We start from the raw sequence: 23,010 nt of genomic DNA on the forward strand, positions 1-23,010 counted from the left end.
GATCTGAAAGGTTTAAAAAAAATATACATTTTATTTAAACCTTTTGGAATTGCGTAGGTTAAGAATACTCAACAGTTTGAAAAAAATGTAAAATGTTGATTTTTATCTGTTTGAGTCAAATAGTTGATGCTAACATCAACAGTTCAAGAAATTAAAATAGTACGATAATATAGGATAGGGTTTATTGGTGAAAAACGAGTCTAATTTTAGACTCGTTTTTTTGTTTCAGGGGGAATTGAAACCTTACTCATTTGGCTTTCGTGGCCTGTAACCTGATTCTCTAAAAATTTTCTCTGCATCAGGTTCTGCCATCAAGATGTCTAATGGCACATTTTGGGTAAACTGGTAGTCGTCTACGATATTCCAGCCTAACCATCTTCCCAATCTGCCAGGAGCTTTAGTACTTATAGCATCGGTAAATGGCGCCTCCCCAATATATTTCCTGATTTCAAAAGGGTTTGTCTCGTATAATAATTCATTTTCCACAAAGTGAGACCATATCAATTCCTCATTATCAAAACTCTCAGAAATCGCCTCTGGTGTGTACCCGATGATGTATTGATCCGAGGTACAAGGCAAAATGGCTTTTGTGAAATGATAGGTTTTACCATAGTAAATCATCTCGGCAAGCAATCTATTATCCTGAGGATTAGTTTCATTAAACCTAGCTGAAATAGCCATCACTATCATCGGGACAATGTATGGGCGATCGTAGCGCTCGGCCATATAGCGGGGTAATTCTGGCTGGAAAGTATGGGTAGGAGGTAAGAAATAGTCCAATCCTATGACAATCAAGTCATCGGTCACTACCAAGTCAGAATTAAATCCTGAAGTAAAAGTATAAACCTTTGGAATTTGAAATTGAGGAAAATAATATTTTATCGCTTTGAATGCATTTTCAAGATCTTTTTCCACATCAGAAAAATCGCTGAATACCACTTCAACTGAATCATAAAGAACTCGCATGGAAGAATCCTGATGTATTGCTAGTAGCTCGGCAGCCAACGTGTCTGCACTTGGGTATAGATCCATTTGGAGATATTCTTTTGTGAATTCTGGATTCTCCTCAAATAAATACTTGAATTCATCAATTGATTTGGCATTGAAAAAGTCCTGCTCTAATCGAACAATATTTACAGTTAGATCTTGGTCTAAGATCTCAGATGAAAGTTCGCAGCTTTGTTCCTTTTTGCCACAGGCAAAAGCAATAATCAGTAATAGGAATAAGTATGGGTATGATTTACTGGAAATTTGCATCAATAATTTTTATCAAAACTAGGAATAGAAACGCTAAAGAGACTTAACGATATTTTTTAAATACTATTACCCTCTTACGGCTTTCAAAATAACATCATAAACATCTGTTGGCTGAATAGTATCCGAATTTACTAAACTTGAGTCTTGAGAAACCAACAGAGGTTTGTCAAGGTCATCTGCGCTCAATCTTCCATGGGCACCTTTTACCAAGGTTGCATCTAGAGGAATCACGTCCATCAAGTAACGGAAACCAAGCTTTTTCTTTAGCACCTTTGACCCGACGGTGAGCAAAGGAATTTTGATGTCTGGATTAAGGATTAACTCAACAGGATCGTATCCTGGCTTTTTGTGGATATCCACGCAGCGTGCATAATCTGGTGCTTTGGCATCATCCAACCAGAAATAGTAGGTAAACCAAGAATCTTTATCTGCCATTACCACCAGATCACCTGAGCGCTCATGGTCTAGGTGGTGCTTCTTTTTCCCTTCCTTGTCCAATACTAATTCAACTCCTGGAGTTGTCTCCAAGAGTTTTTTCACTTGTGGTAAAATAGCTGGGTCATTCACATGCACATGTGCTACCTGATGATCTGCTACTGCAAAAGCTTTGGACGTTCCGGCATCTAATGTTTCCAATCCCCGTTCATCTTTCACCTGAATCCAGCCTTGATTTCTAAAAATTCTATTTAAATGAATCGGCTTGCTCACGGTTGTGATCGCATATTCAGATAGCAATATCACCTGAGTCCCTTGTGATTCGAAATGAGTAATCAAGTCCTCACAGAGCTCATCTACTTCTTTTAGGTACTTGCCTATTTTGTCAAAATCGATTCCATACTTCTGAAGCGAGTAATCCAAATGAGGAATATAAATCAAGTTTAAGGTTGGATTGTGCCATTCATCTACTTTTTTGGAGGCATCTGCGATCCACTTGCTTGAGGCAATGTTTGCATTTGGTCCCCAAAAAGAAAACAAGGGAAATTGACCCAATTCTTTTTGAAGTCGATCCCTTAACTCCATGGGTTGGCTATGGCAGTCTGGCTCCTTGCGGCCGTCAGCAAGATAGAGTGGTCTTGGCGTGACCGCATAATCCGCACTGGAGTACATATTGTACCACCAAAACATGTTGGCTACAGTAAATTCAGGATTTTCCTTCTTTAGTGTTTCCCAGATTTTCGGTGATTGTACCAGCTTGTTGGATTGGCGCCAAAATTTGATTTCACATTCATCTTGGAAATACCAACCATTTCCCACAATCCCGTTTTCAGTCGGCCACTTTCCTGTCAAATAAACTGACTGAGCTGAGCATGTCACAGCTGGTAAAACAGGCTCTACTACTGCACGTTTTCCTTTTTCTATCCATTTTTTCAGGAAAGGAGTATGCTCCCCAATTACTCGAGGAGAAAGCGCTACTATATCTAAGACAACTGTCTTTTTCATATGATTATAATAGTTTATCAATTGCCATATGGAATCTCGCAGAGATTACAATCATGCCTCTGTGTGTCGCTTTCGACATGCTCGATTTCATGTTAATTCAATTTTTCGATTACCCAAGCCAGCTCCCTGGAGATTGATTCGCCTAAGCTCAAGCGTGTGTCCTCCGGTAATACTTCCCAAGTATAGGTCTCAACTTCGAGATGATTTGTCAAGGATGGATTTTTTAAAATTTCATTGAGTACAATTGAAATTTGATCCTGTGTTGAGGCTAGAGCGCCATAATTATCCAAAAAGACCGGCACATGAAAATGTATCCTCCATTCTTCTTCGTCCGTCTCGTTTAATATTTTAAGTGCTTCTGGTAAGTCGGAATAGGATTTCAAACTTCCATCCTTTGTTCTTGCCACAACCTGGTGGAGATAAGTTGATTCCTCAAAAGGCAATAATTTCAACTTTACAATATCTCTAGCCTCAGGTTGAGTAGGAATCAAAGCTTTAAGGGCAGCTGAAATTTGAATCTTTCCAATTTTTATCCCTGCCTTTTCAAATTTTGCAAAAGTGTCAGCGGGCTTTTCATAGACTATCGCAAAGTGGCAAACATCGTAGCAAACCTGAATGTGCTCTTTCAAAGCTTCTTCGGCCTCTTCTTGAGAAATGTTTAATTTCTTAGCAAGCCATGGTTTTCCAATTGGTAGTAACCAATCTGAAAACAACCAAATCATCTCATCCGAATTCTCCAGTATTCCGTCGGGTTCTGGCTCAATGTCTAGGTGCAAGGACTTCCCAGTTTGTTTTTTGATATCGGCAAGCTCCCCAACTACTTCTAACAAGTGTCTCGTGGCAGTTTCCATTCCGACATTTAGGTCTGAATCGGATTTGAACCAATGTCTATAGGAAACTGGGGAAGTTGAGATTCCCCCATCCATTCCTTCAGGTAATAGTTGTGCTAATATTTTGAAAGATCTGATGGTGTAGTCACGCCGTTCTACGGTGGTCCAATCGGGAAAATGTACCTTATCTTTTACAGTTGTTCTATGAAAATCGCCGTACGGAAAGCCGTTTAATGTAAAAACAAAAGCATTTTCAGATTGCAGCCAATTCCTGAATTCACTGAGTTGATTAGCTTTTTCAAGTATAAGACTTGCTTCATGAGAAAGTCTTAATCCAATGCCAAAGGGCTTATCTACGCTTAACCGATTTTTTACCTCAGGGATATATTTCTTTAGGTTTTCAAATGTCGCTTCCCAGCTTTCTCCGGGGTGAATATTGCTGCAGTAACTGAGTTGAAACCCTTTGATTTCCATGAATAAGGTGATTTTGTACTGAATTAACTAGTAACCAAATTCTGCTTTTGGTTATAACTTTTAAGTAAATCTATAGCCTGATGGATTAGCTGATGATCCATTTCATGCACTTCCTCTCCTTTGCCCAATGCCTTCAAAAGCATGATGGTGAGCTGACCTCCTAAGTGCTCTTGGAATTCCTTCAAGCCTTTGATAAGGTTTTCTCCGCCTAATTCGGGAGCAAAAAGATCAAACCCTAAGGTCTTAAATACTGTAATAATCCTAACGAGATCATCCTCGGAAATCCATCCTTTCAAAAAAGAATAAGTTGAATCTAATGCGATTCCTATTGCCACAGCTTCACCATGGCGAATTCGGAAGTCACTCAAATGCTCTAATTTATGTGCTGCCCAATGTCCGAAATCAAGAGGTCTGGAAGAACCGAATTCAAAAGGATCTTTGCCAGAAATATGATCCAAATGCATTTGTGCACAGCGAATAATTACCTCCTGCATTGGAGCCATTTCTCTGTCTGCCAAAGCTGTGGAATTATCCTCTATCCAAGTGAAAAAGCTCAAGTCTTTAATTAAAGCCACTTTTATCGCCTCAGAAATTCCAGATCTCCAATCTCTATCGTCGAGAGTTTTCAGGAAATTGAAATCATTTAAAACTGCGTAAGGTGGTGTAAAAGTCCCTAAGTAATTCTTTTTGCCAAATACATTCACAGAGTTTTTAACGCCTACGGCTGAGTCATTTTGCGAAAGAACAGTAGTAGGGATACGGATCAGGCGAATCCCACGGTGCGAAATCGCAGCAGCGAAACCCACCATATCAATCACAGCACCACCACCTATCACGGCGATGTATGAATGCCTATCTATGCCGTACAAATGGGTTGCTTCAACGATTTCCTTGTAAATGGCCTCGTCATTTTTAGAGGCTTCTCCACCTACTACGACAATAGGATTGGTTGCCAATGTAAATGCCTCCGAATGAGCTTCTGAATAGGTTTTCAGTTGCTTTAGCAAATTTGGGTGAGCTTCCGCAACCCCATTATCCACTACAAATAGGACTTTGGATTTTCTTTCTTTCGAAAGTAGATCAACAAATAATCTATTCTCAGGAACAAAAATTTCCTCTGAAAAACAGACTTGATAGTTGAAGGGTACTGAAAATGATTGTTCGATAATCGTATTCATAATCAACAGGGTATAGGCTTAAGCTGCTTGCTGGAATTAATACAATTCCAAGCCCTTTTTAGTTCTTTGTTAGGTTACTGCGAATTTCTTGGCTAGCCAAAGAGAAATAGGCAGCAACAATAACACAATTATTCCAATCTGCCATCCTGCGAAAGCCGAAGCTATGGACGCATTGACAATAATTAAGGAAATAACTGCAGCTTTGACTGATTTGCCAATAAGTTTTGGGTCTTGGCTACGAATAGCTTTGATCAATGGTGGGAAAATCATGTAGCAAAGAAGAGCTAAAAAAGGGATCACTTCAAAAATCGGGGTACCATGCATGATCGGCATTGCAGCAATGACCAATATCACAAGTAGATACATGGACAATCCACCAAAAAGTGCATTCCTGTTTTTTCCATGAACCTCGCCACGACTGATCATCGTAATAGCTGCCACAAAGATTAAAGGAATCAATCCCAATGGCCAAAATGAGGATAGTAAACTTGGAGCTATACTGACACCTAAAAGTAAGTTACCAGAACGACAAAGTCCCATATTGATAGGGCCTATCAAATTCTGATGTTTTCCCCAGTAATCATACAAGACTGCGAGAATGGCAACCGCTAAAGCTATTCCTGCAGAAACCAGATTTACCTGCGCTGCAGCTATTACCCCAACAGCAAGAAGTATAAACGACATCCACGCAGCTCCCGACTTAGATACTCTTCCACTAGGAATTGGTCTTTCTGGCCTCTCAACGGCATCAAGGTCTGCATCAAAGACATCATTAAAGGCAACTCCACCAGCATACAATCCAATTGTACTCAATGAAAGCCAGACTAGTTTGATAAGAATTTCATTAGCTAAAATGCTTCCGTCGAATGCGATAAATGCCCAAGCGCCAGCCACGGCAATTCCCGCCCAAATATCAGCAATAGCAGTTACAACGTTAGCAGGACGGGTGAGCTGCAGGTAGGCAAAAATGCGGGAAGAACCCATAATTAATTTTCTACAAAATCAGAAGAACCTTCCACTCTTGGTGTTTGTCCACCACGAAGAACTGAATTGCCACTCATCTTTTTGGTTTGGTCCAATGGCGCAGCATTTAACCAATCCTGCTCATCCATTTGTCCACTTTGGCCAAAAGCAGTCAAGGCATTTTGATACGTTACGAGTTTGATGTGCTCTTCAGGAATCCCGGATTTGCGCATCAGGTCAGCTGTTTTCGGGACAGCCAAAGGATCCGAAATGCCCCAATCCGCAGCGGAATTGACAATTATTCGCTCTGGACCATATTGCTTCACGATTTCAACCATTCGCTCAGAACCCATTTTGGTGTGTGGATAAATAGTAAATCCAGCATAGTAACCTCGGTCTAAAACTTCCTTTACAGTCTCCTCATTGTTATGATCCACAATTACCATTTTAGGATCCAACCCATGCTCCTCGGAGACATCCATACTTCGAATAGTACCTTTTCTCTTGTCTCTATGTGGTGTGTGGATAAGTACAGGCAAGTCCACTTCTTTTGCTAGCTCTAACTGGAGTCGGTAGAACTTGTCTTCTGCTTCAGTCTGATCATCATACCCGATTTCTCCGATGGCAACCACTCCTTCTTTTCCTACATAAAGAGGTAGCAATTCCATCACCTGCTCAGCCAATGGTTCATTATTTGCCTCCTTTGAATTGAGACCCATCGTGCAATAATGTACTATTCCAAATTGACTCGCACGGAATCGCTCCCAACCAACGAGTGTACTGAAGTAATCTTTGAAACTCCCTACTTCTGTTCTTGGCTGTCCTAGCCAAAATGCAGGCTCAATGACGGCAACTATACCAGCTTTTTGCATGGCCTCATAGTCATCAGTTGTGCGGGATACGACGTGGATATGTGGATCTATATACATGGTTATTTATTTTAAATTTGGGGAATGTAAAATTAGTGATTAAACGCGAGTTCGCTGAAACTCCGAGCCAATCCTTTCCCAAGCCAAAGCATCCATATCAAGAGTAGCTACTTGATCGGGGTATGTTTCTAAAAGTTCTTTTCCTGGTAAATAGGCAGATTCTCGAAGGGTCAGGAGAGCCGCTAATACTTGAGGCTCATCTTTGGTTGCTAATGTTTTCTTCAGATCCTCCAAGTACATTTCATTCACAAAAGGGGCGACCAAGCGCCAAATCTCGGGCATCACGTCTCTCCCAGCGGCCCAGCGTTCATGAGCAAAATCCCGGGCAATAGCAGCCAAAGCTGGATTTCTTCTTTCCTCCATTCCTTGTATTCTATACAAAGGACGCTGCATAAATATGGCTTTGAGTACCATTTGATTCCAATTGGCTTCTGGGAAATACTGTGCAGGAAATGGGTTATTTAAAGCAATTGCATCAAATACCAGAGAGATATTGGTCCGTAATCCATCAATGGCCCTAGGAATCAAATCCTTCTGAAAAGGCATCAATGGCAAAGCTGCGAAAAGTGCTTGGTGCTCATGCATGTCCGCCGTTTCAAAGAGCTGAATCATTGCTGCAAACCAAGCTTCTTTCTCTTGTGGATAACTTAGCATCAAGACTGTCCTTGCTGTTTGTAATTCATCCCAATGTTGAGGCTGAAATCCTGTAACGAGCTCATTTGCAATCTCTAACTTTTCTTTTGTTAGGTTTTGTTTCTCTTTCTTAAAGAACCTGGATGCTTGGCTGAAAGCAAGAAAAAACTTTGATGGGGCCCCTTCTGTGCTAATCTTTTCGACTTGTTTATTCAGCCAATCCAGTCCCTTCTGATTAGTTGATGTATCAAGTAGTTGGGTGAGATAGCTTTTTAATTGATTTTCCATAATTAAGAGTTGCCGTTTAGGGCTCAGCGTCAACTTTGCTTTATTTTTCTAAAATACGCTGAAATCTACCAGAATATCCAATTAGATAATGCTCAGCGGTTGGAAAAAGTGCCCTACCTGACAAAAATCACTTTCTTGAGAAATCAAACTTCAGATATTTTCTTTTTCCTTAACTTGCTAGCCTTTTGAAACAAGATTTACCTCTTTACACGTAATGCGAGGCATAATTCTTTACTTATTCATCCTCAATTTCTCTTTGGAATGAGTTTTATTTTCTTGATTAATAATTCTTTATGACTACTAGTACCATCCTGCTTACTATCTGCGGAATAGGCTGGATCATCACCTATATAGAAGCATTGAGGGTTGGCCATAGAGACAAGTCCTACGGTATTCCTTTTATAGCACTAGGTCTTAATTTTACTTGGGAACTTTACTACACTCTTCCTGGCTATTTTGAGTTTGGTACTCACGTGTCGAGCTTTTTCAATGCCTTTTGGCTACTTCTGGACTGTGGGATTCTGTATATGTATTTCAACTATGGAATCAAGGAAGTATCTACCAAAAAAAGCACTTTTTACATTCAGGCGATTGTGTACTTAATAGGTTGCATGATTTTGCAACACTTCGTTTTTCAATGGGTTGGAATAGTGCTTGGAGCGCTTTATATGGGTTTTCTGCAGTGTATTCTTATGTCTATTCTGTTCATACGCATGTATTATCGAAGACCTGGATTGCAGGGACAATCTTTGATACTTGCGATTGCAAAATTTGTTGGGACCCTTCCACTGACCATTTTATTTGGAATAATTGGATCAAAAAGAGGTGGTGGTGTCCATGAGCCTATTCTCTACATTGGATCTGTTATTTTTATCTTGGATGTGATTTACATCTACCTTGTTGCCAAGAGATTAAAGAGTCTTAAGCTGTCAACTCCTGAATAATAGAGCTTAGTATTTTACTTTTTCAGGTTGCCCTAATGATTCTTTTTTATTAATGGTTATAAGGATCACATTTACTCTCAACTGTTCCTTTGGTACTTTTCTCCTTCGATTTACGAGAGAATTGCCAAGACGCTTTAAACTTCAAAACATTCCGATAATCCTATTTCCAATTGCGATTTAGGCATATTAAGCTATTTTACTCTCAGTAATTATTTTGGCTCTTTTGGGTCAAGAAAAATTAGATACAGAATAAATGGATGACTATAAAGAAGATAGCCTAACGCTGAAAGGAGCAGTAGCTCTGGGTACTGGAGTGATGATCGGGGCTGGAATTTTTGCGCTTTTGGGTCAGGTAGCGGAACTTTCAGGGACTTGGTTTCCCTATATTTTTATCGTTGGAGCAATTATTTCAGGTTTCAGCTCCTACTCTTACATCAAAGTTTCCAACGCCTACCCCTCAGCAGGTGGGATCGCTATGATTTTAACGAAAGCCTATGGAAAAACTACCATCACCGCAGCAGCTTCCGTACTGATGGCACTTTCTATGGTGATCAATGAAAGTTTGGTTGCGAGAACTTTTGGGTCCTACACGCTACAGCTTTTTGACGTGGAAAAAGATTCTATTTGGGTGCCCGGTTTGGGAGTTGCGCTCTTGATCCTTGCCTATATTATCAATGTGGCTGGAAATAAGGTAATCGGGAAGACCTCCCAATTTATGGCATTTGTTAAAATAGTGGGTATTCTGATATTTGCTATAGGCGGGCTCTGGGCAGCTGAATTTACCATGAGTGATCTTGTGCCTGAATCTACCAATACAGAGAATTATTCTGTAGCTAGTTTTATAGGGGCTATGGCACTATCTATATTGGCCTACAAAGGGTTTACGACCATCACGAATAGTGGAGGAGAAATTACGAACCCTCATAAAAATGTAGGGCGCTCAATCGTTATTTCCCTAATCATCTGTACTGTAGTTTACTTTCTGGTTGCTACTGCAGTAAACTCAAGCCTAAGCATTTCTGAAATTGTCAGCGCAAAAGACTATTCTTTAGCTGAAGCTGCAAGACCGGCTTTTGGAGACTATGGACTTTATTTCACAGTAGGAATAGCAATAGTCGCAACCATTTCTGGGGTAATCGCCAGTATTTTTGCAGTATCACGCATGACAGCCATGCTCACAGATATGGAGCTTATTCCGCATAGTCATTTCGGCATGTCGGGAAGCGTTCAAAAGCACATGCTACTTTATATTGTCGTCATTGCAATAGTATTAACTATCTTCTTTGACCTCTCCCGCATCGCTTCCATGGGAGCAATTTTCTATCTGGTGATGGACATGATCATTCATTGGGGAGTTTTCAAGCACTTGAGAAAAGACGTGAAGGCCAATGGAGTTATTTTGATATCCGCTTTATTGCTCGACTTAATCGTACTGACCGCTTTCGTTTGGATCAAGGCAAGCTCCGATATGTTTGTTGTCATTGTCTCAGCAATAGGAGTGGTTTTAGTATTTGCTGGAGAGAAATGGTTTTTGCATTGGAAAAAGAGGGAGTAAGGAATTGCCTTCTGTAGTTATCATTTTGGAAAAAGAGGAAAAAAATAGAGCTAATGATCAATTTATAAACACAGGAGAATTGATCGTCTTTAAATGCTTATCACCCCCCAATCGCAATCATACTTCGATTATCTGAATGAAGTGTGGGGTCTGATAACTTCTCCAAACTATCCATGCCTGCACGCACCGCTTTTTTCTTTAAGATAGATTCCAAAATCAAGTTTTCCACATTTTCACCAGCTCGCATGGCAGATAATAAATCTGTTTCCTGATTTGAAAAAAGGCAATTTTTGATGCGGCCGTTTGCAGTTAGTCGGATGCGATTGCAGGTTCCACAGAACGGATTAGTCACAGAAGAGATAATTCCGAAATCGCCTTGGTAGCCGGAGATCTTGAATTTACGAGCTGTGAAATTGGTCTCATGAGGAAGAGCAGAAATCTGCTCGGCACCAAAGTGGGAACCTAATTGGCTAAGTACTTCCTTCTCTGAAACCATCTTTGACCTATCCCAGCGATTTCCATCGAAAGGCATAAATTCTATAAACCGTACTGAGACGTTGTAGTCCTTTGTCAGATTGACCAGATCAACCAACTCGTCATCATTGGTTCCTTTTACCAACACGGTATTGATCTTAAGGTTAAAACCTTCTTCATGCAAAAGCCGGAAATTGTCAAGAGTTTTTTCAAAACCTGTTCTTCTCGTAATCTCAAAAAATCGATCTTCTCTCAATGTATCCAAACTGAAATTGATGTTTTTGACACCTAACTTTTTGAAGTTATCCACATGCCTATCAATCAGCAATCCATTGGTAGTGAGTGAAAGATCAACAGGAAGCTTGGAAAGGCCATCTAAAATCTCATTGATGTCTTTTCGAAGTAGAGGTTCCCCGCCAGTTAAACGAATCTTATCCACACCCAAACCGACGAAAATTCTGGCAAATTCAAGTATTTCTTTAGCGCTCATCAATGAGGCTTTGGGACTGAGTGGAATGCCATCAGCAGGCATGCAATATTTGCAGCGCAAATTGCACTTCTCTATCAGAGAGATTCGCAGGTAATTGTGAGTTCTCCCAAAAGTATCCTTTAGCTCACTAATTTTACTCGCTTGGCTCATGATTGGCTCCTTTCAATATTCTAAATACATGCAGCAAATGCGGAAAAACCGCATCCATTGATTCCTTTGCACCATTTGTGGATCCTGGCAAAGCCAATACTATGCTGTCCCCAATAGTTCCTGCCACGGACCTGGAAAGCATCGCAAATGGCATAATCTTCTGTCCATAGCTTCGAATTGCCTCTTCCACACCCGGAATTCTACGTTCCAAAATCGGTTCCAAAGCTTCTGGTGTAACGTCTCTTTTGGAGAGTCCAGTTCCTCCTGTGAAAATAACCAATTGATTCTTCTCTACCAGTTCAAAAGTTCGCGCGCGGATCAGTTCCAACTCATCAGGAATTACCTCATAAGAAGTCACATTCACGCCATGTGATTTCAACTTATCCACAATCACTTTTCCTGCTTTATCTTCCTTGATTCCCTTTGAAATGGAATCAGAGCAAACCACGACAGCAGCTTGAATTTCCTTCCGATCTTTTTCCTTGAAACTGGATTTACCGCCTGTCTTCTGCACCAAACCAACTTCTCGAATCGTAATTCCCTTATCAATAGGTTTCAGCATGTCGTACATCGTCAGCGCGATCACTGAGGCTCCATGCATGGCTTCTACTTCCACACCGGTTTTATAAACAGTCTTAACGGTAATGTAAATCCGTATTTCTAGACCATCAATCTCGTATTCCACAGCCGTATATTCCACAGGAAGTGGATGACAATCTGGTATGGTAATGTGGGTATTCTTCACTGCGAAAAGACCGGCTACTTTGGCCATTTCGAACACATTACCTTTTGGCACCCGGTTTTCTACGACAGCTTTGATCGTCTCTACAGAACTGACTTGAACAATCGCTTGAGCTTTTGCCGTGCGAAGCGTAGTGACTTTATGTGTGATATCTACCATTTCTAATTTTAATCTCTAATAGCGTTAGTCTGTATTAAGACCTCTCGAGTGTCAGTCCGAGCGGAGTCGAGGACAATAATTTTACTTGCTTTAAAATAGACTTCGACTTCGCTCAGTCCGACACCGCCATCACTCTTTTGTCAATTTTTCTTACTAAGGGTGACACTAGACTTATTCGCTACCAATCTATACAATCCCCTTTCAGATTTCAGACTTTATCCTTCTGAATTTCTCAACTATTTACCTTCCACTGATGATCAGCATTGTCCAAGATCTCCTTGCCGAAAATCGGAACATGCTCTTTCACTTGATTCACGAGCCATTCTGTGGCTTCATAAACTTGCTTTCTTCTAGGTGAAGAAACGAATACGAAAATGCAAATCTCTCCAACTTTGACCTCACCCAAACTATGATAAATGTGGAGGCAAGTCAAATCAAATTTCTCGAAAGCCGCTTCACGGATATCATGTAATTTTTCATTTGCCATCTCCTCATAACTCGTGTATTCTATGGCCACCACTTTTTGATCGCCTACCTCGTCCGCACGAACCTGTCCAAGGAAAATGTTATGTGCCCCTATGCTATGCTTGCCTTGATGCTTTGCAATAGAATCAGCTATAAATTCAGGAGAAATCGCTCCTTCAAGAAATACTTTTTTCATAATCAATCAATTTCAATATATCTTTTGCCCCACCTCTTACTGCTTTTACATCTGTGAAGCCAGCCTTTATCAACATTCTACCTGCTTGAATCGCTCTTCCTCCAGCTTGGCAGAACAACCTAATTCCACTCGCTTTATTTAATTCGGCAATTCTACTTTCCAGTTTAGAAAGAGGGATTTTTAAGCAATAACTGGAGGGCAATTCCGGTTTCTCACCAATTTCACGAACGTCTATTAAAATGCCTTTCTGTAATAAAACTAATTCAGGATTAATCAACTCCACTCGATCAATAGCAGTTTTCACTGATGCTTCATTTGGCTGATCCGCTAACTGGAAGACCTGCTGGTCGTTGGTTAGCATGTTATAAACCAGTATTTTGCCAGAAAGCACCTCACCAATTCCGAGAATTATTTTTAATGCTTCGTTTGCCTGAATCATTCCTATCATTCCCACTGTAGTCCCTAACACGCCAGCTTCAGCACAGTTCAAAACCACTTTGTCTTCCCGTGGAAAAAGGCTGATGTAGGAGGGCCCTCCGTCGTAATTGAAAACCGAAACCTGTCCCTGAAATCGGAAAATAGACCCATAAATCATAGGTTTTTTCAGGCGAGAACAAGCCTCATCTAAAGTATATCGAACCTCAATTGTATCCGTGGCATCGATGATCAACTCATACGATTCAATCAAGTTATCCACATTCTCATTTGACAAAAACTCAGGGATGATTTCAATCTTCGCAGACGAATTCATTTGCTGAAGAGCCTTTTGAGCCGATTTTACTTTCAGCGAACCAATAGAATTCTCTTGATATAAAACCTGCCGATGAAGATTGCTTTCTTCCACACGATCCGCATCCACGATCCCGATTCTCCCTACTCCGGCAGAAACTAAATAAGGTAAAACGGCACAGCCCAATCCACCTGCTCCCACCACCAAAACGCTACTTGAATTGAGCTTTTGCTGACCCGAAGTCCCGATTCCCGGAAGGATGATTTGTCGCTGATATCTTTCCATTTTATCCTCCTGCAAATGGTGGAAGAAGTGCTACTTCGTCTGAATCGGAAATATTCAAAGCTTGCTGCTTTGAGACAATTTTTCTGTTGACAGCTACCTGAAAAGGGAATTGTGCAATGGCATATTTAGAGTCCAACAGGTCAAGCAACTCAGACAAGCTCATGGACTTTTTATCCAAAGTTTCAGAATTGCTTTGTGCTGCTTCCGCGATATTTCCAAAATAGTTTACTGTAATCATAGCTTCAAGTTAATACAGATCATTCGTATTAATTACTAAACGGCAAGGTATTCAGGTTTTGGAAAATAAATTCATCTTCCAAAATCCAATCTTCTTTCAGTTGCTTTTTGACTCTTGCCAGATGCACCACCTCGCCAATGACAATGACTGCTGGTGCAGTCAGGCATTGATTTTCGCTGATTTCTACGATATTTTGAATGGTTCCGACCACTTCTTTTTGCTCCGACTTGGTGCCGTCTTGGATGATAGCTATTGGTAAATCCTGTTTGCCAAAAGATGCATAAATCGCAGCTATTTCCCTCAGCTTGCTCATTCCCATAAGTACAACCACTGTTGCAGAAGATTGAGCAGCCAAGGTCAAATCTTTCGAAAGCTCCCGATTGCTCGTGGTTCCAGTGATCACCCAGAAGCTTTCGGCTACTCCGCGCGCAGTCACAGGAATTCCCACAGATGCAGGAACGGCAACGCTGGAAGAAATTCCAGGAATCACTTCCACTTCTATTCCATGTGCCAACGCAAAGTTTTCTTCCTCTTTTCCTCTTCCAAAAACAAAAGGATCTCCACCTTTCACTCGGACTACATGTCCAAAGTCAGTTGCATAATTCACGATGAGCTCATTGATCTCCTCCTGCGTATGGCTGTGATTGCCTTTTCTCTTACCTACAAATACCAACAATGCCCGATTGGCATGGTTCAGAATTTCCTCATTAACCAGCGAATCATATAAAACAACATCCGCCTCATTTAGTGCTTTCACTGCCTTCAAAGTGAGCAGCTCTGGGTCTCCAGGTCCAGCACCTATTAGAGTGAGTTTTGGTGATTTTCCAGTGATAGTTTTCATTGTTCAAGTTGGATTAAAGACTGCAGTTCGGCCTTGCTATTGATATTTTGGACAAGCGATTTTTGTTCAGCAGTGATCATGATTTTTTGATTCGAGATCATGTTCACCAATGGGCAAAGCTTTAATTTATCCGCCGAAATCGCTTCAGCGAAAGTTTCAAGAACTGATTTTTTATAAACGCCTATAAGAGGGTAATCATTTTTTCCATCACTAAAGAGGGTGACCGAAGCATCTTGCGCGGATTCCTCAACCAAGGTTTGGAGAAGTGGAGCAGTAATCTTCGGAACATCGCAGCTAAGAATCAGATTCCTTTCTGTCTTACTAAACTTCAATGCAGTATAAATGCCACCTACAGGTCCTTTTTCAGGGTAAATGTCCTCGATCATCGGCAATCCAACCAAGCTATAATCTCCATTGCTGGTCACCAAAATGATATTGGAGGTGATGGGAATAATCGCTTCAATTATCCAGCGGATAAATGGTTTGCCTTTGTAGTTTACCAAACCTTTCTCGGTTTGCATTCGGACACTTTTGCCGCCGCAAAGTATAAAAGCGGTAATATCTTGTGGATTTTCCATAACCTAAACCGTCATTAATTTGATAAAAGCAATGAAAAGCACGAATGAGAGAATGTATTTCAAAGTCACATTTGAAAATCTTTTACTCCCGTAAATTGCTCCAAAAGTCCCTCCAATGAGAGCGGCAGGGATCAGATAACTAGCTTCTATGGGGATTTCTCCTCCGCTGAGTACGAAACCCAAAGCTCCAGATGCTGAGTTGACCCAAATGAAGAGAGCAGAAACGGCAGCGGCTTCTTTCATATTTCCCCAGCGCAACAACAGAATTACAGGACTGAGAATTATTCCTCCTCCTATCCCGATCATCCCAGAGAAAAAACCAATTCCTAACCCGATCAACAATGCCAAAGAAGTATTCACTTGCTTATTTTGATCTGTATCTGTTTTGCCAAAAACACCCAAAATTCTCAAAATAGCAATCAAAAGGAAAACGCCAAGAATTTGCTTGTAGAGCGTGGGATTGATGGTGATCATGCCTCCGGCAAATGCTGCAGGAATGGAAGTGATCGCAAAGGGATAAAATAATTTCCAGCGGAAATGCTGCGCCTGACGAAAGAAAATAAAGGAAATCCCAGCTACGAATATATTCAAAATTAACGCTGTAGGTTTCATTACCAATAGCGGAACTCCCACCAAAGCCATCATCGCCAGATAGCCGCTCGCTCCTCCATGTCCGACGCTGGCATACATAAATGCGACAACCGCAAGCACTGCGGAGAACACAACAATAAAAACCGGATCATGAAAATCGATCATCTTAACTTCTATTTATTGGAAGGAAAAGCACAGATTCACCAGGTTCAAGTATTTCCTTTTCTGCTGGAACAAGTACCAGTGCATTCCCCAAAGCATAAGAAATCAACATGCTAGAGGCTTGTTTTGGATATATTTCCAACTGCCCATTTTTTTCTGTACCTAATATAAAAAGGGTTTTCCCAAACTTATTAAAGGTCCGATGCTTGAGCACTCCAGTCTGGAAGTTTAAGTCATAATCAGGATTGCCTGACATGATTTTCAGCGCCGAAAGTGCATAAATCAAAAAGCAAGTCAGGGAAGAAGCAGGATTTCCAGGCAAAGCAAAAACCAATGTCTTATCCGACTTGCCAAACCAAAGTGGCTTTCCTGGCTTTTGGTTGATTTTGTAGAAAATCTCCTGCACTCTATTTGCCTGCAAAGCTTCCTGCACGAAATCGTAATCACCTACAGAAATCCCTCCGGAGATCAACAAAAGATCACTTTCCAGTCCATATGCAATGGTTCGTTTAGTAGCTTCCAGATCGTCCACCACTTTTAAAAGCTGCACTGAATCAAATCCTCTTGATTTCAGTGCAGATTCAAGCATGATCGCATTGCTCTCGTAAATGGATCCGGGCCTCAGTGGACTTCCTGCCTCCTGAAGCTCATTTCCTGTGACGATCAGCGTAATTTTGGGTTTGCTAATGACTAAAACCTCTGTGATTCCAAAACTGGTCAAAAAACCAATTATGGATTCATTGATCCTCGTCCCAGCTGGCAATACTTGGTCGCCAGCTTGAATTTGTTCGCCTACTTCCCGCACATTTGTGGATTTTTCAGGCATCTTTTGAATGGATATTTTCCCACCATTCACTTCCACATGCTCCTGTATGATTACTGTATCTGCCTGATCAGGCACACGGGCTCCCGTGAAAATGCGCACCGCTTGATTCTCTCGAATCTCAAACTCAGTCGCATCTCCTGCCTTACACTCACCGATCACTTCTAGCTCTTCTATTTCTCCTTTTCGAAAGGCATAGCCATCCATGGCAGACTGCCTAAATGAAGGTAAACTAATCGGAGCTAAAATTTCCTCCGCCAAATAACTGCCATAAGAATCCCTAAGGGGCCTTTTTACGCTTGGTAGTTGGTTTGCGTGAGTTTTGATTAAATCTAAAGCTTCAGAAACTGTAATCATCTTGCTGTGTAATCTTGGCTAAACTTATGAAAAAATACGTATAAATACTTACTTTTCTACGTATTTTATTGTCTGATCAAGTGTTTTTATGGTTAAAAGCACTAGCTACAATGAAGCTCAGGTAATTTTCTCGCAAAAAAAAACGCTAATCAAAGCGTTTTTTTAAAATATCAATTTCTATCCTTACCAACTTCCACCAGCTCCTCCGCCTCCGAAGCCGCCTCCTCCGAAACCACCGAAGCCGCCTCCACCTCCGCCGCTAAATCCTCCACCGCCACCGAAGCCACCAGAGGATCTACCGCCGCCACCAAGCATGTTGGCAAGCATAATCGTAGTCCAGAGATCTACTCCTCCACCTCTTCCACCCATGTGATTGTTGTTGTCGTTTCTATTTTTCAACAATGGAAGAATTACAAAAATGAAAATGAGGAACAAGATCATGAAAATTGCTCCTCCACTATTTCCAGTTGATTCAATATCCTCAGCCTTGTATTCTCCTGAAGCGAGTTTGAAAATCATATCTGTAGCCTCATTGAGACCTTCATAATAGGCTTCTCTCCTGAAATTAGGCAGGATCAAGTTTTCCACAATTCGTTTTGCCAAGGCATCAGGCACCGCTCCTTCCATTCCATATCCGGTAGCTATGAAGACCTTGCGATCGTCCATAGCAGCCAGAATCAAGATCCCGTTATTATTATCTGCCCCACCAATTGTCCATGCCTGAGCTAAGCGAATGGCGTAATCAGAAATGTCATATTGCCCCACAGATCGCATCATTACAATGGCTATCTGAGTGGATGTGCTGTCATTGTATGCGACTAATTTATTTTCCAACTGCCCAAGCTCGGATGCAGAAAGCGTGTTGGTAAAATCAGTCACTAACCGTGGCGGATTAGGAACAGGAGGGAAATCCTGCGCCTGAAGTCCAAGTGTGAATAAAAGGTAAAGTAAAGTGATTGGTAGGATCTTATGATCCAAAAGAAATCTCATCAGGAAGTTCGTTTATGTCTGAATCCCCCTGATAGGGGAAATGCTTTCCAAGTTGCTTGCCGGTCATTTGGATGCCGTCAATCAGACCTTGTGTAAATTGACCTTGCTTGAATAAGCCAGTCATGTGATCTTTTATTTTTTCCCAGAAATCCTCTGGCACTACTTCGTTGATGCCTTTATCACCTAAAATCGCAAAGCGATGATCAACTACTGCGAGGTAAAATAAAACCCCGTTTCGATCTTTGGTCTGATGCATTTTCAGCGTGTCAAACACCTTCACCGCACGATCGAGTACCTCGCCTTTGCAGCGACTTTCTATATGAACTTGAATTTCTCCAGAGGTGGAAACTTCAGCAGACCGGATCGCATTAACTATAGCTTCCCGATCTGCTGTTGAGAATAATTTCTCAGCCATGATGGATTGAATTAAAATTGAACTGAAGGTGCATTTTCGGCTCCTGCGGATGCCTCAAAGTAGCCTTTCTGCTCAAATCCGTACCAACCCGCAAAGATGTTGTTCGGGAAAGTTCGAAGATTTGAATTGTAATCCTGAACGGACTGATTGAAATTACGTCTGGCGACAGCAATTCTATTTTCTGTACCTTCCAATTGAGCTTGAAGCTCTAGGAAGTTTTGGTTTGCTTTCAATTCAGGGTAGCGTTCTACACTTACCAATAGTCGTCCCAAAGCTCCTGAAAGTTGATCTTGTGCACCTTGGAATTCGGCAAGTTTATCAGGTGTCAGATTAGAAGCATCCACGTTCATGGAAGTGGCCTTAGCTCTCGCTTCAATTACTGCAGTCAAGGTCTCTTGCTCAAAATCTGCATAGCCTTTCACTGTGTTTACCAAGTTAGGAATGAGGTCAGAACGACGCTGATATTGGGTCTCTACTTCAGCCCATTGGCCATTGATTACTTCTTCTGTTTGCACAAAAGTATTGTAGGTTCCTACGGCCTTAGTGTAAATGAAAATACCGAGCACCAAAAGGATACCAATAGGAATAAGAAACTTTTTCATGTGTTTATAATTTGATTTTTAAGGTCACATGGAATCTCGCATGGATATAATCATCGTAGTGTGTGACGTTTTTCGTCATGCTCGATTTCATCTGTTTATAATTGTTTTTTAGAACTTGAATACTCACGTAATTGTGATCAGGAGGTTTGATTTTTTCGCCTTCCCTCCTCCAAAATTACCGCTTTTATCTTACCGCAACCAAATGAGTTCTTAAATCTGCTGTTTAAGAGTCAGCGTGAACTTTAGATCTTTGTATTTAGTAAGATCATCGGACTCGTATCTACGAATCTCTAATTCGATTTTCTTTCCAGGTTCAGACCTGAGCATTTTGTTAATTTCTGAGAGTTCCCAGATGAAAGTTGGAACTTTATTAATAACAAGTATTTCATCATAGACTTCTATGCCGGCTCGCTGGGCTGGAGATCCGGCCCGAACTTCAGAGATATAAATTCGATTATCATCATCAAGAATTTTTTTCAGCGCCATTCCACTCATGTCATATTGAAAAGGCGCATAAAAATTACCTGCTTTCCGAACCATTAAGCGCTCTCTTGGATAATCAAAAATAAGCTTAGTGCGACCTAGTACTTCAGCTCCCAAGCTTCCCATGCGTCCAGATTCTTTAATCACATAGCTGTATGGAGTTTCATCAGGGTAGGAGGTGAGTACCTCATCCATTTTGAAATTCGCCAATTTCAAGAAATCTACTCTGCCAATGTATCCGTACAGAACGCCGCCTAGACTTTGCCCTAAAGCAGATTCTATAAAAAGAGGTGGCATGGTAATGTCATCTGAAGTCTCCCGGTTTAGCAATAAGCCATGATTGGCACCAGTATCGATCAGGAGTTTTGGATTGAGGATTGATCCATCTTTCTGCTTTACGGTAATATTTATATAGGGCTTATTTTCAAATACCTGCATGTTTACCTTTCTGTAAAAAGGGGGCTTCCACTTTAGCGCTTCAGACTTATAAAAAGTTAATTTTCCATTGTCATAATCAATTTTTACTGGATTATACTTGAAAAACTCATAGCCAATAATCCCATAAACCGGTACGCCTAACACTGATTCCAGTTCTACGAATTCTTCCTCCAAAACAAGTAAACTTTGAAATATTCCCTCGACAGGCCCTAAGTCAAACGAATTGATGGGAGAGACGGAAGCCATTAGATCATCGGCACCATCTGCGCCTACCAATTTTATCCTACGTGTATATTCCAGGTTTATCGCGTCGCCAAGCGTTTTACTAAATAGTATGTTCGATCGAACCCCTGTATCTACCAAAAAATTTAATGGAGTACTTCCATTAATCGATACTGGAAGTATGATCAAGCTGTTCGAAGAATAAAAAGGAATATTGACTTTGCGTTTATCCTCCTTCATAAAGAATCCAGGCACCTGACCATTGCACAGAAGCTGCGCAGCAAGAAAAAATAAAAGGAATAGGGGTAAGCGTTTGTACATAGATTATTGAAAACCCGGATCGTTCTAATAAGTTAATCTGTTTTGTGAATATTATAAGGAAACTTACAAAAACAACCAATCTCACTAGGTCTGTTTACGAATTAAATTGATTTTGTTTTAATTAGACTGAAACCAAATTACTGACTTTAGTTAATCCAGTTTGCCAAAAAAATGAGAATGACTCATCTTTATTTTAAATTATTTTGACCCCATGGCAGACAAGGCCCTCATAGAAAAGGCTAAAAAAATCTTCGAAAATTTCCTCACCAAGCAAGGAAGCAGGAAAACCCCGGAAAGATTTTCAGTAATAGATGAATTGTACTCCCTACCAGAAGATGAGCATATGGACGTGGAGGGGCTATTTCTCAGCATGAGAAATAAGGGATATACCATTAGCCGAGCTACCATTTACAATACCTTGGATCTATTGGTGGAAAGCGGACTTGCCGTCAAGCATCAGTTCAAAGATAAAGTTGCGCTGTACGAGCAAGCGCTTACCTATAAGCACCATGATCATCATGTGTGTAATCAATGCCGTAAGATCAGAGAATTCTCCGACCCTAAAATCAACGAGATCAAAGAGACAATAGGTAAATCTTTCCAATCATCCATCAAAAGCCACTCACTGGTACTTTATGGGGATTGTGAGATAGAGAACTGCGAAAATCTTCAGGTGATTTAAGCGAAAATCTTTTTGTAGATGGGTTTTCGATACAAAAACTGCAAATAAATCGCCGGGTATAAAAGTATAGTAGCCAATCCAAAAGGAGCTGAAAAATCGATTTCATCCCTGATGATAGTCTGATTTCCATTCTTGATTATTCTATGCTTGTGCCTCCATTTTTTTAGGAAAAAGGGAAGAATGGTTCCTATATCTACAAAGTAGTATTCTGATTCAGTAGTATTACTCTCAGAGATTTCGCTTGTCCATTTTTGCTTGAAAAATATAAAATTCAACTCCAATGATACCAAATCACCAACTTCTGATCCGTCAAATCTCGCCAGTTTCACCGGTGGGAAAGGAGGGCTTAGCTTAGTAAACAGCGTCTCGTCAAAGCCATTTTTTACTGACAGATAGTCTTGGTTGACCTGCGTAGATAGATTGATTTTCATTAGTTATTAGAAGCTAAGGACAAATAATAGGAAGAGAATCAGCCAGATACCATCCATAAAATGCCAGTAAAAGGTGAATAAACGAACCCGCATCTTCTCAAAAGGATTCGTGTGAAGGATTAGCCGTTGCACTACATCTTTTCTGCTTTTGTCCAGCTGAAAATAGAGAATCAAACCAAAAATCATCGCACCCAACAGGTGGAAAATATGAATGCCACTGAGGACATACAGGAAACTGCCACTTGGAATTCCTGTGAATTCTATGCCTTTACCCTTCAGTTCGTACCATCCAATTACTTGCAAGACTGTAAATGCCAAGCCAAGTATAACAGTGTTTCTCAGAGTGTTGAGTAGTTTGTCCGTATTTTCTTCTTGGTAAGCAATCCGAATAGATGTAGCCGAAAATCCACTGACTACCAACAAAAAGGTAGAAATAAGGAAAGCAGTAGGCACAGATTGATTCATACCTGCCAGGAGCTTTCTGGAGGAGACCAAAAAAGCAAAAGTTATAAACAAAAATATCAATCCACTACCAAGCATGCCCAGATAGAGCATAGTCTCATAGGGATGAAGTCGTTCAATCCGTTGGAAAAGGGTTAGCCGTTCGTTTTGCTGGGTCATCAATCAGAAAACAGTGAATGGAGTCGAAGGTTC

General features: G+C 40.8%; 25 protein-coding genes. 3 read left to right on the forward strand and 22 right to left on the reverse strand.

The window, feature by feature from the left end; translation table 11 throughout:
- Positions 1–243: 243 nt before the first annotated feature.
- The 7 genes from gldB to ACPUEN_RS15835 all read right to left on the reverse strand — a co-directional run bounded on the left by gldB (position 244) and on the right by ACPUEN_RS15835 (position 7,992).
- Positions 244–1,257, reverse strand: coding sequence for a gliding motility lipoprotein GldB (gldB, locus tag ACPUEN_RS15805; RefSeq protein ID WP_425636864.1), 1,014 nt, complete (start codon positions 1,255–1,257; stop codon positions 244–246).
- 66 nt (positions 1,258–1,323) lie between these two features.
- Positions 1,324–2,697, reverse strand: coding sequence for an alkaline phosphatase family protein (locus ACPUEN_RS15810; protein WP_425636865.1), 1,374 nt, complete (start codon positions 2,695–2,697; stop codon positions 1,324–1,326).
- A 92-nt stretch (positions 2,698–2,789) separates the two neighbouring features.
- Positions 2,790–4,001 carry a metabolite traffic protein EboE gene (eboE, locus tag ACPUEN_RS15815; RefSeq protein WP_425636866.1) on the reverse strand — a complete coding sequence of 404 codons (1,212 nt, stop codon included), beginning with the start codon at positions 3,999–4,001 and terminating at the stop codon, positions 2,790–2,792.
- A 23-nt stretch (positions 4,002–4,024) separates the two neighbouring features.
- Positions 4,025–5,179, reverse strand: coding sequence for a 3-dehydroquinate synthase (locus ACPUEN_RS15820; RefSeq protein ID WP_425636867.1), 1,155 nt, complete (start codon positions 5,177–5,179; stop codon positions 4,025–4,027).
- Positions 5,180–5,248: 69 nt separating this feature from the next.
- A complete protein-coding gene (gene eboC, locus ACPUEN_RS15825) occupies positions 5,249–6,163 on the reverse strand; it encodes a UbiA-like protein EboC (RefSeq protein WP_425636868.1) in 915 nt (304 codons plus the stop codon).
- 2 nt (positions 6,164–6,165) lie between these two features.
- Positions 6,166–7,071: a TatD family hydrolase gene (locus ACPUEN_RS15830; RefSeq protein WP_211320443.1), complete on the reverse strand. Its 906-nt coding sequence runs from the start codon at positions 7,069–7,071 to the stop codon at positions 6,166–6,168.
- A 39-nt stretch (positions 7,072–7,110) separates the two neighbouring features.
- Positions 7,111–7,992, reverse strand: a complete 882-nt coding sequence (locus tag ACPUEN_RS15835; RefSeq protein ID WP_425636869.1) for an EboA domain-containing protein — start codon at positions 7,990–7,992, stop codon at positions 7,111–7,113.
- Between the two features lie 293 nt (positions 7,993–8,285).
- Here ACPUEN_RS15835 and ACPUEN_RS15840 point away from each other — a divergent pair, with 293 nt between their 5' ends.
- Together ACPUEN_RS15840 and ACPUEN_RS15845 are read left to right on the forward strand one after the other, a co-directional pair.
- Positions 8,286–8,936, forward strand: coding sequence for a hypothetical protein (locus tag ACPUEN_RS15840; RefSeq protein ID WP_425636870.1), 651 nt, complete (start codon positions 8,286–8,288; stop codon positions 8,934–8,936).
- Positions 8,937–9,189: 253 nt separating this feature from the next.
- Positions 9,190–10,491: an APC family permease gene (locus ACPUEN_RS15845; RefSeq protein ID WP_425636871.1), complete on the forward strand. Its 1,302-nt coding sequence runs from the start codon at positions 9,190–9,192 to the stop codon at positions 10,489–10,491.
- Positions 10,492–10,591: 100 nt separating this feature from the next.
- Here ACPUEN_RS15845 and moaA read toward each other — a convergent pair whose 3' ends face one another.
- From moaA to ACPUEN_RS15910, 13 genes are all read right to left on the reverse strand, one after another.
- Complete coding sequence (gene moaA / locus ACPUEN_RS15850) at positions 10,592–11,605, reverse strand: GTP 3',8-cyclase MoaA (protein WP_425636872.1); 1,014 nt, start codon at positions 11,603–11,605, stop codon at positions 10,592–10,594.
- Positions 11,589–12,506, reverse strand: coding sequence for a bifunctional molybdenum cofactor biosynthesis protein MoaC/MoaB (gene moaCB, locus ACPUEN_RS15855; protein ID WP_425636873.1), 918 nt, complete (start codon positions 12,504–12,506; stop codon positions 11,589–11,591). Before moaCB ends, moaA begins: the two co-directional genes overlap by 17 nt.
- Before the next feature lie 232 nt (positions 12,507–12,738).
- Positions 12,739–13,167: a molybdenum cofactor biosynthesis protein MoaE gene (locus ACPUEN_RS15860; RefSeq protein WP_425636874.1), complete on the reverse strand. Its 429-nt coding sequence runs from the start codon at positions 13,165–13,167 to the stop codon at positions 12,739–12,741.
- A complete protein-coding gene (gene moeB, locus ACPUEN_RS15865) occupies positions 13,148–14,182 on the reverse strand; it encodes a molybdopterin-synthase adenylyltransferase MoeB (RefSeq protein WP_425636875.1) in 1,035 nt (344 codons plus the stop codon). The genes ACPUEN_RS15860 and moeB overlap by 20 nt, the downstream gene beginning before the upstream one ends.
- A gap of 1 nt (position 14,183) precedes the next feature.
- The gene (locus ACPUEN_RS15870; RefSeq protein ID WP_111609834.1) at positions 14,184–14,420 is read right to left on the reverse strand and encodes a MoaD/ThiS family protein; all 237 of its coding nucleotides are present in this window, start codon (positions 14,418–14,420) and stop codon (positions 14,184–14,186) included.
- A 28-nt stretch (positions 14,421–14,448) separates the two neighbouring features.
- Positions 14,449–15,261, reverse strand: a complete 813-nt coding sequence (cobA, locus tag ACPUEN_RS15875; protein ID WP_425636876.1) for a uroporphyrinogen-III C-methyltransferase — start codon at positions 15,259–15,261, stop codon at positions 14,449–14,451.
- Complete coding sequence (mobA, locus tag ACPUEN_RS15880) at positions 15,258–15,839, reverse strand: molybdenum cofactor guanylyltransferase (protein ID WP_425636877.1); 582 nt, start codon at positions 15,837–15,839, stop codon at positions 15,258–15,260. Before mobA ends, cobA begins: the two co-directional genes overlap by 4 nt.
- 3 nt (positions 15,840–15,842) lie before the next feature.
- Positions 15,843–16,595 (reverse strand): sulfite exporter TauE/SafE family protein, encoded by a 753-nt coding sequence (locus tag ACPUEN_RS15885; protein WP_425636878.1) that lies wholly within the window; start codon positions 16,593–16,595, stop codon positions 15,843–15,845.
- A gap of 1 nt (position 16,596) precedes the next feature.
- Positions 16,597–17,772, reverse strand: coding sequence for a gephyrin-like molybdotransferase Glp (glp, locus tag ACPUEN_RS15890; protein ID WP_425636879.1), 1,176 nt, complete (start codon positions 17,770–17,772; stop codon positions 16,597–16,599).
- Positions 17,773–17,955: 183 nt separating this feature from the next.
- The gene (locus tag ACPUEN_RS15895) at positions 17,956–18,762 is read right to left on the reverse strand and encodes a TPM domain-containing protein (RefSeq protein WP_425636880.1); all 807 of its coding nucleotides are present in this window, start codon (positions 18,760–18,762) and stop codon (positions 17,956–17,958) included.
- Positions 18,740–19,177, reverse strand: coding sequence for a TPM domain-containing protein (locus tag ACPUEN_RS15900; protein ID WP_425636881.1), 438 nt, complete (start codon positions 19,175–19,177; stop codon positions 18,740–18,742). Before ACPUEN_RS15900 ends, ACPUEN_RS15895 begins: the two co-directional genes overlap by 23 nt.
- Before the next feature lie 11 nt (positions 19,178–19,188).
- Positions 19,189–19,779, reverse strand: coding sequence for a LemA family protein (locus tag ACPUEN_RS15905; RefSeq protein WP_111609841.1), 591 nt, complete (start codon positions 19,777–19,779; stop codon positions 19,189–19,191).
- 210 nt (positions 19,780–19,989) lie between these two features.
- The gene (locus tag ACPUEN_RS15910; RefSeq protein WP_425636882.1) at positions 19,990–21,243 is read right to left on the reverse strand and encodes an aspartyl protease family protein; all 1,254 of its coding nucleotides are present in this window, start codon (positions 21,241–21,243) and stop codon (positions 19,990–19,992) included.
- A gap of 211 nt (positions 21,244–21,454) precedes the next feature.
- Here ACPUEN_RS15910 and ACPUEN_RS15915 point away from each other — a divergent pair, with 211 nt between their 5' ends.
- Positions 21,455–21,925 (forward strand): Fur family transcriptional regulator, encoded by a 471-nt coding sequence (locus tag ACPUEN_RS15915; protein ID WP_425636883.1) that lies wholly within the window; start codon positions 21,455–21,457, stop codon positions 21,923–21,925.
- Here the strand turns inward: ACPUEN_RS15915 and ACPUEN_RS15920 are convergent.
- Together ACPUEN_RS15920 and ACPUEN_RS15925 are read right to left on the reverse strand one after the other, a co-directional pair.
- Positions 21,922–22,356, reverse strand: coding sequence for an SRPBCC family protein (locus ACPUEN_RS15920; RefSeq protein WP_425636884.1), 435 nt, complete (start codon positions 22,354–22,356; stop codon positions 21,922–21,924). The two genes, ACPUEN_RS15915 and ACPUEN_RS15920, sit on opposite strands and share 4 nt — an antisense overlap.
- A gap of 6 nt (positions 22,357–22,362) precedes the next feature.
- A complete protein-coding gene (locus ACPUEN_RS15925) occupies positions 22,363–22,977 on the reverse strand; it encodes a cytochrome c oxidase subunit 3 (RefSeq protein ID WP_425636885.1) in 615 nt (204 codons plus the stop codon).
- Positions 22,978–23,010: the final 33 nt, after the last annotated feature.

This window comes from Algoriphagus yeomjeoni (assembly GCF_049821175.1).
GTDB classification, from domain to species: domain Bacteria; phylum Bacteroidota; class Bacteroidia; order Cytophagales; family Cyclobacteriaceae; genus Algoriphagus; species Algoriphagus yeomjeoni_A.

Bases quoted from the DNA above. Each gene is read 5' to 3' on its own strand.
- ACPUEN_RS15885 (WP_425636878.1), bottom strand. From the start codon at position 16,595: ATGATCGATTTTCATGATCCGGTTTTTATTGTTGTGTTCTCCGCAGTG.
- ACPUEN_RS15860 (WP_425636874.1), bottom strand. From the start codon at position 13,167: ATGAAAAAAGTATTTCTTGAAGGAGCGATTTCTCCTGAATTTATAGCT.
- moeB (WP_425636875.1), bottom strand. From the start codon at position 14,182: ATGGAAAGATATCAGCGACAAATCATCCTTCCGGGAATCGGGACTTCG.
- ACPUEN_RS15830 (WP_211320443.1), bottom strand. From the start codon at position 7,071: ATGTATATAGATCCACATATCCACGTCGTATCCCGCACAACTGATGAC.
- ACPUEN_RS15905 (WP_111609841.1), bottom strand. From the start codon at position 19,779: ATGAAAAAGTTTCTTATTCCTATTGGTATCCTTTTGGTGCTCGGTATT.
- cobA (WP_425636876.1), bottom strand. From the start codon at position 15,261: ATGAAAACTATCACTGGAAAATCACCAAAACTCACTCTAATAGGTGCT.
- glp (WP_425636879.1), bottom strand. From the start codon at position 17,772: ATGATTACAGTTTCTGAAGCTTTAGATTTAATCAAAACTCACGCAAAC.
- ACPUEN_RS15870 (WP_111609834.1), bottom strand. From the start codon at position 14,420: ATGATTACAGTAAACTATTTTGGAAATATCGCGGAAGCAGCACAAAGC.
- eboE (WP_425636866.1), bottom strand. From the start codon at position 4,001: ATGGAAATCAAAGGGTTTCAACTCAGTTACTGCAGCAATATTCACCCC.
- gldB (WP_425636864.1), bottom strand. From the start codon at position 1,257: ATGCAAATTTCCAGTAAATCATACCCATACTTATTCCTATTACTGATT.
- eboC (WP_425636868.1), bottom strand. From the start codon at position 6,163: ATGGGTTCTTCCCGCATTTTTGCCTACCTGCAGCTCACCCGTCCTGCT.
- mobA (WP_425636877.1), bottom strand. From the start codon at position 15,839: ATGGAAAATCCACAAGATATTACCGCTTTTATACTTTGCGGCGGCAAA.
- ACPUEN_RS15920 (WP_425636884.1), bottom strand. From the start codon at position 22,356: ATGAAAATCAATCTATCTACGCAGGTCAACCAAGACTATCTGTCAGTA.
- ACPUEN_RS15835 (WP_425636869.1), bottom strand. From the start codon at position 7,992: ATGGAAAATCAATTAAAAAGCTATCTCACCCAACTACTTGATACATCA.
- ACPUEN_RS15820 (WP_425636867.1), bottom strand. From the start codon at position 5,179: ATGAATACGATTATCGAACAATCATTTTCAGTACCCTTCAACTATCAA.
- ACPUEN_RS15895 (WP_425636880.1), bottom strand. From the start codon at position 18,762: ATGAGATTTCTTTTGGATCATAAGATCCTACCAATCACTTTACTTTAC.
- ACPUEN_RS15840 (WP_425636870.1), top strand. From the start codon at position 8,286: ATGACTACTAGTACCATCCTGCTTACTATCTGCGGAATAGGCTGGATC.
- moaA (WP_425636872.1), bottom strand. From the start codon at position 11,605: ATGAGCCAAGCGAGTAAAATTAGTGAGCTAAAGGATACTTTTGGGAGA.
- ACPUEN_RS15925 (WP_425636885.1), bottom strand. From the start codon at position 22,977: ATGACCCAGCAAAACGAACGGCTAACCCTTTTCCAACGGATTGAACGA.
- ACPUEN_RS15810 (WP_425636865.1), bottom strand. From the start codon at position 2,697: ATGAAAAAGACAGTTGTCTTAGATATAGTAGCGCTTTCTCCTCGAGTA.
- ACPUEN_RS15910 (WP_425636882.1), bottom strand. From the start codon at position 21,243: ATGTACAAACGCTTACCCCTATTCCTTTTATTTTTTCTTGCTGCGCAG.
- ACPUEN_RS15915 (WP_425636883.1), top strand. From the start codon at position 21,455: ATGGCAGACAAGGCCCTCATAGAAAAGGCTAAAAAAATCTTCGAAAAT.
- ACPUEN_RS15845 (WP_425636871.1), top strand. From the start codon at position 9,190: ATGGATGACTATAAAGAAGATAGCCTAACGCTGAAAGGAGCAGTAGCT.
- moaCB (WP_425636873.1), bottom strand. From the start codon at position 12,506: ATGGTAGATATCACACATAAAGTCACTACGCTTCGCACGGCAAAAGCT.
- ACPUEN_RS15900 (WP_425636881.1), bottom strand. From the start codon at position 19,177: ATGGCTGAGAAATTATTCTCAACAGCAGATCGGGAAGCTATAGTTAAT.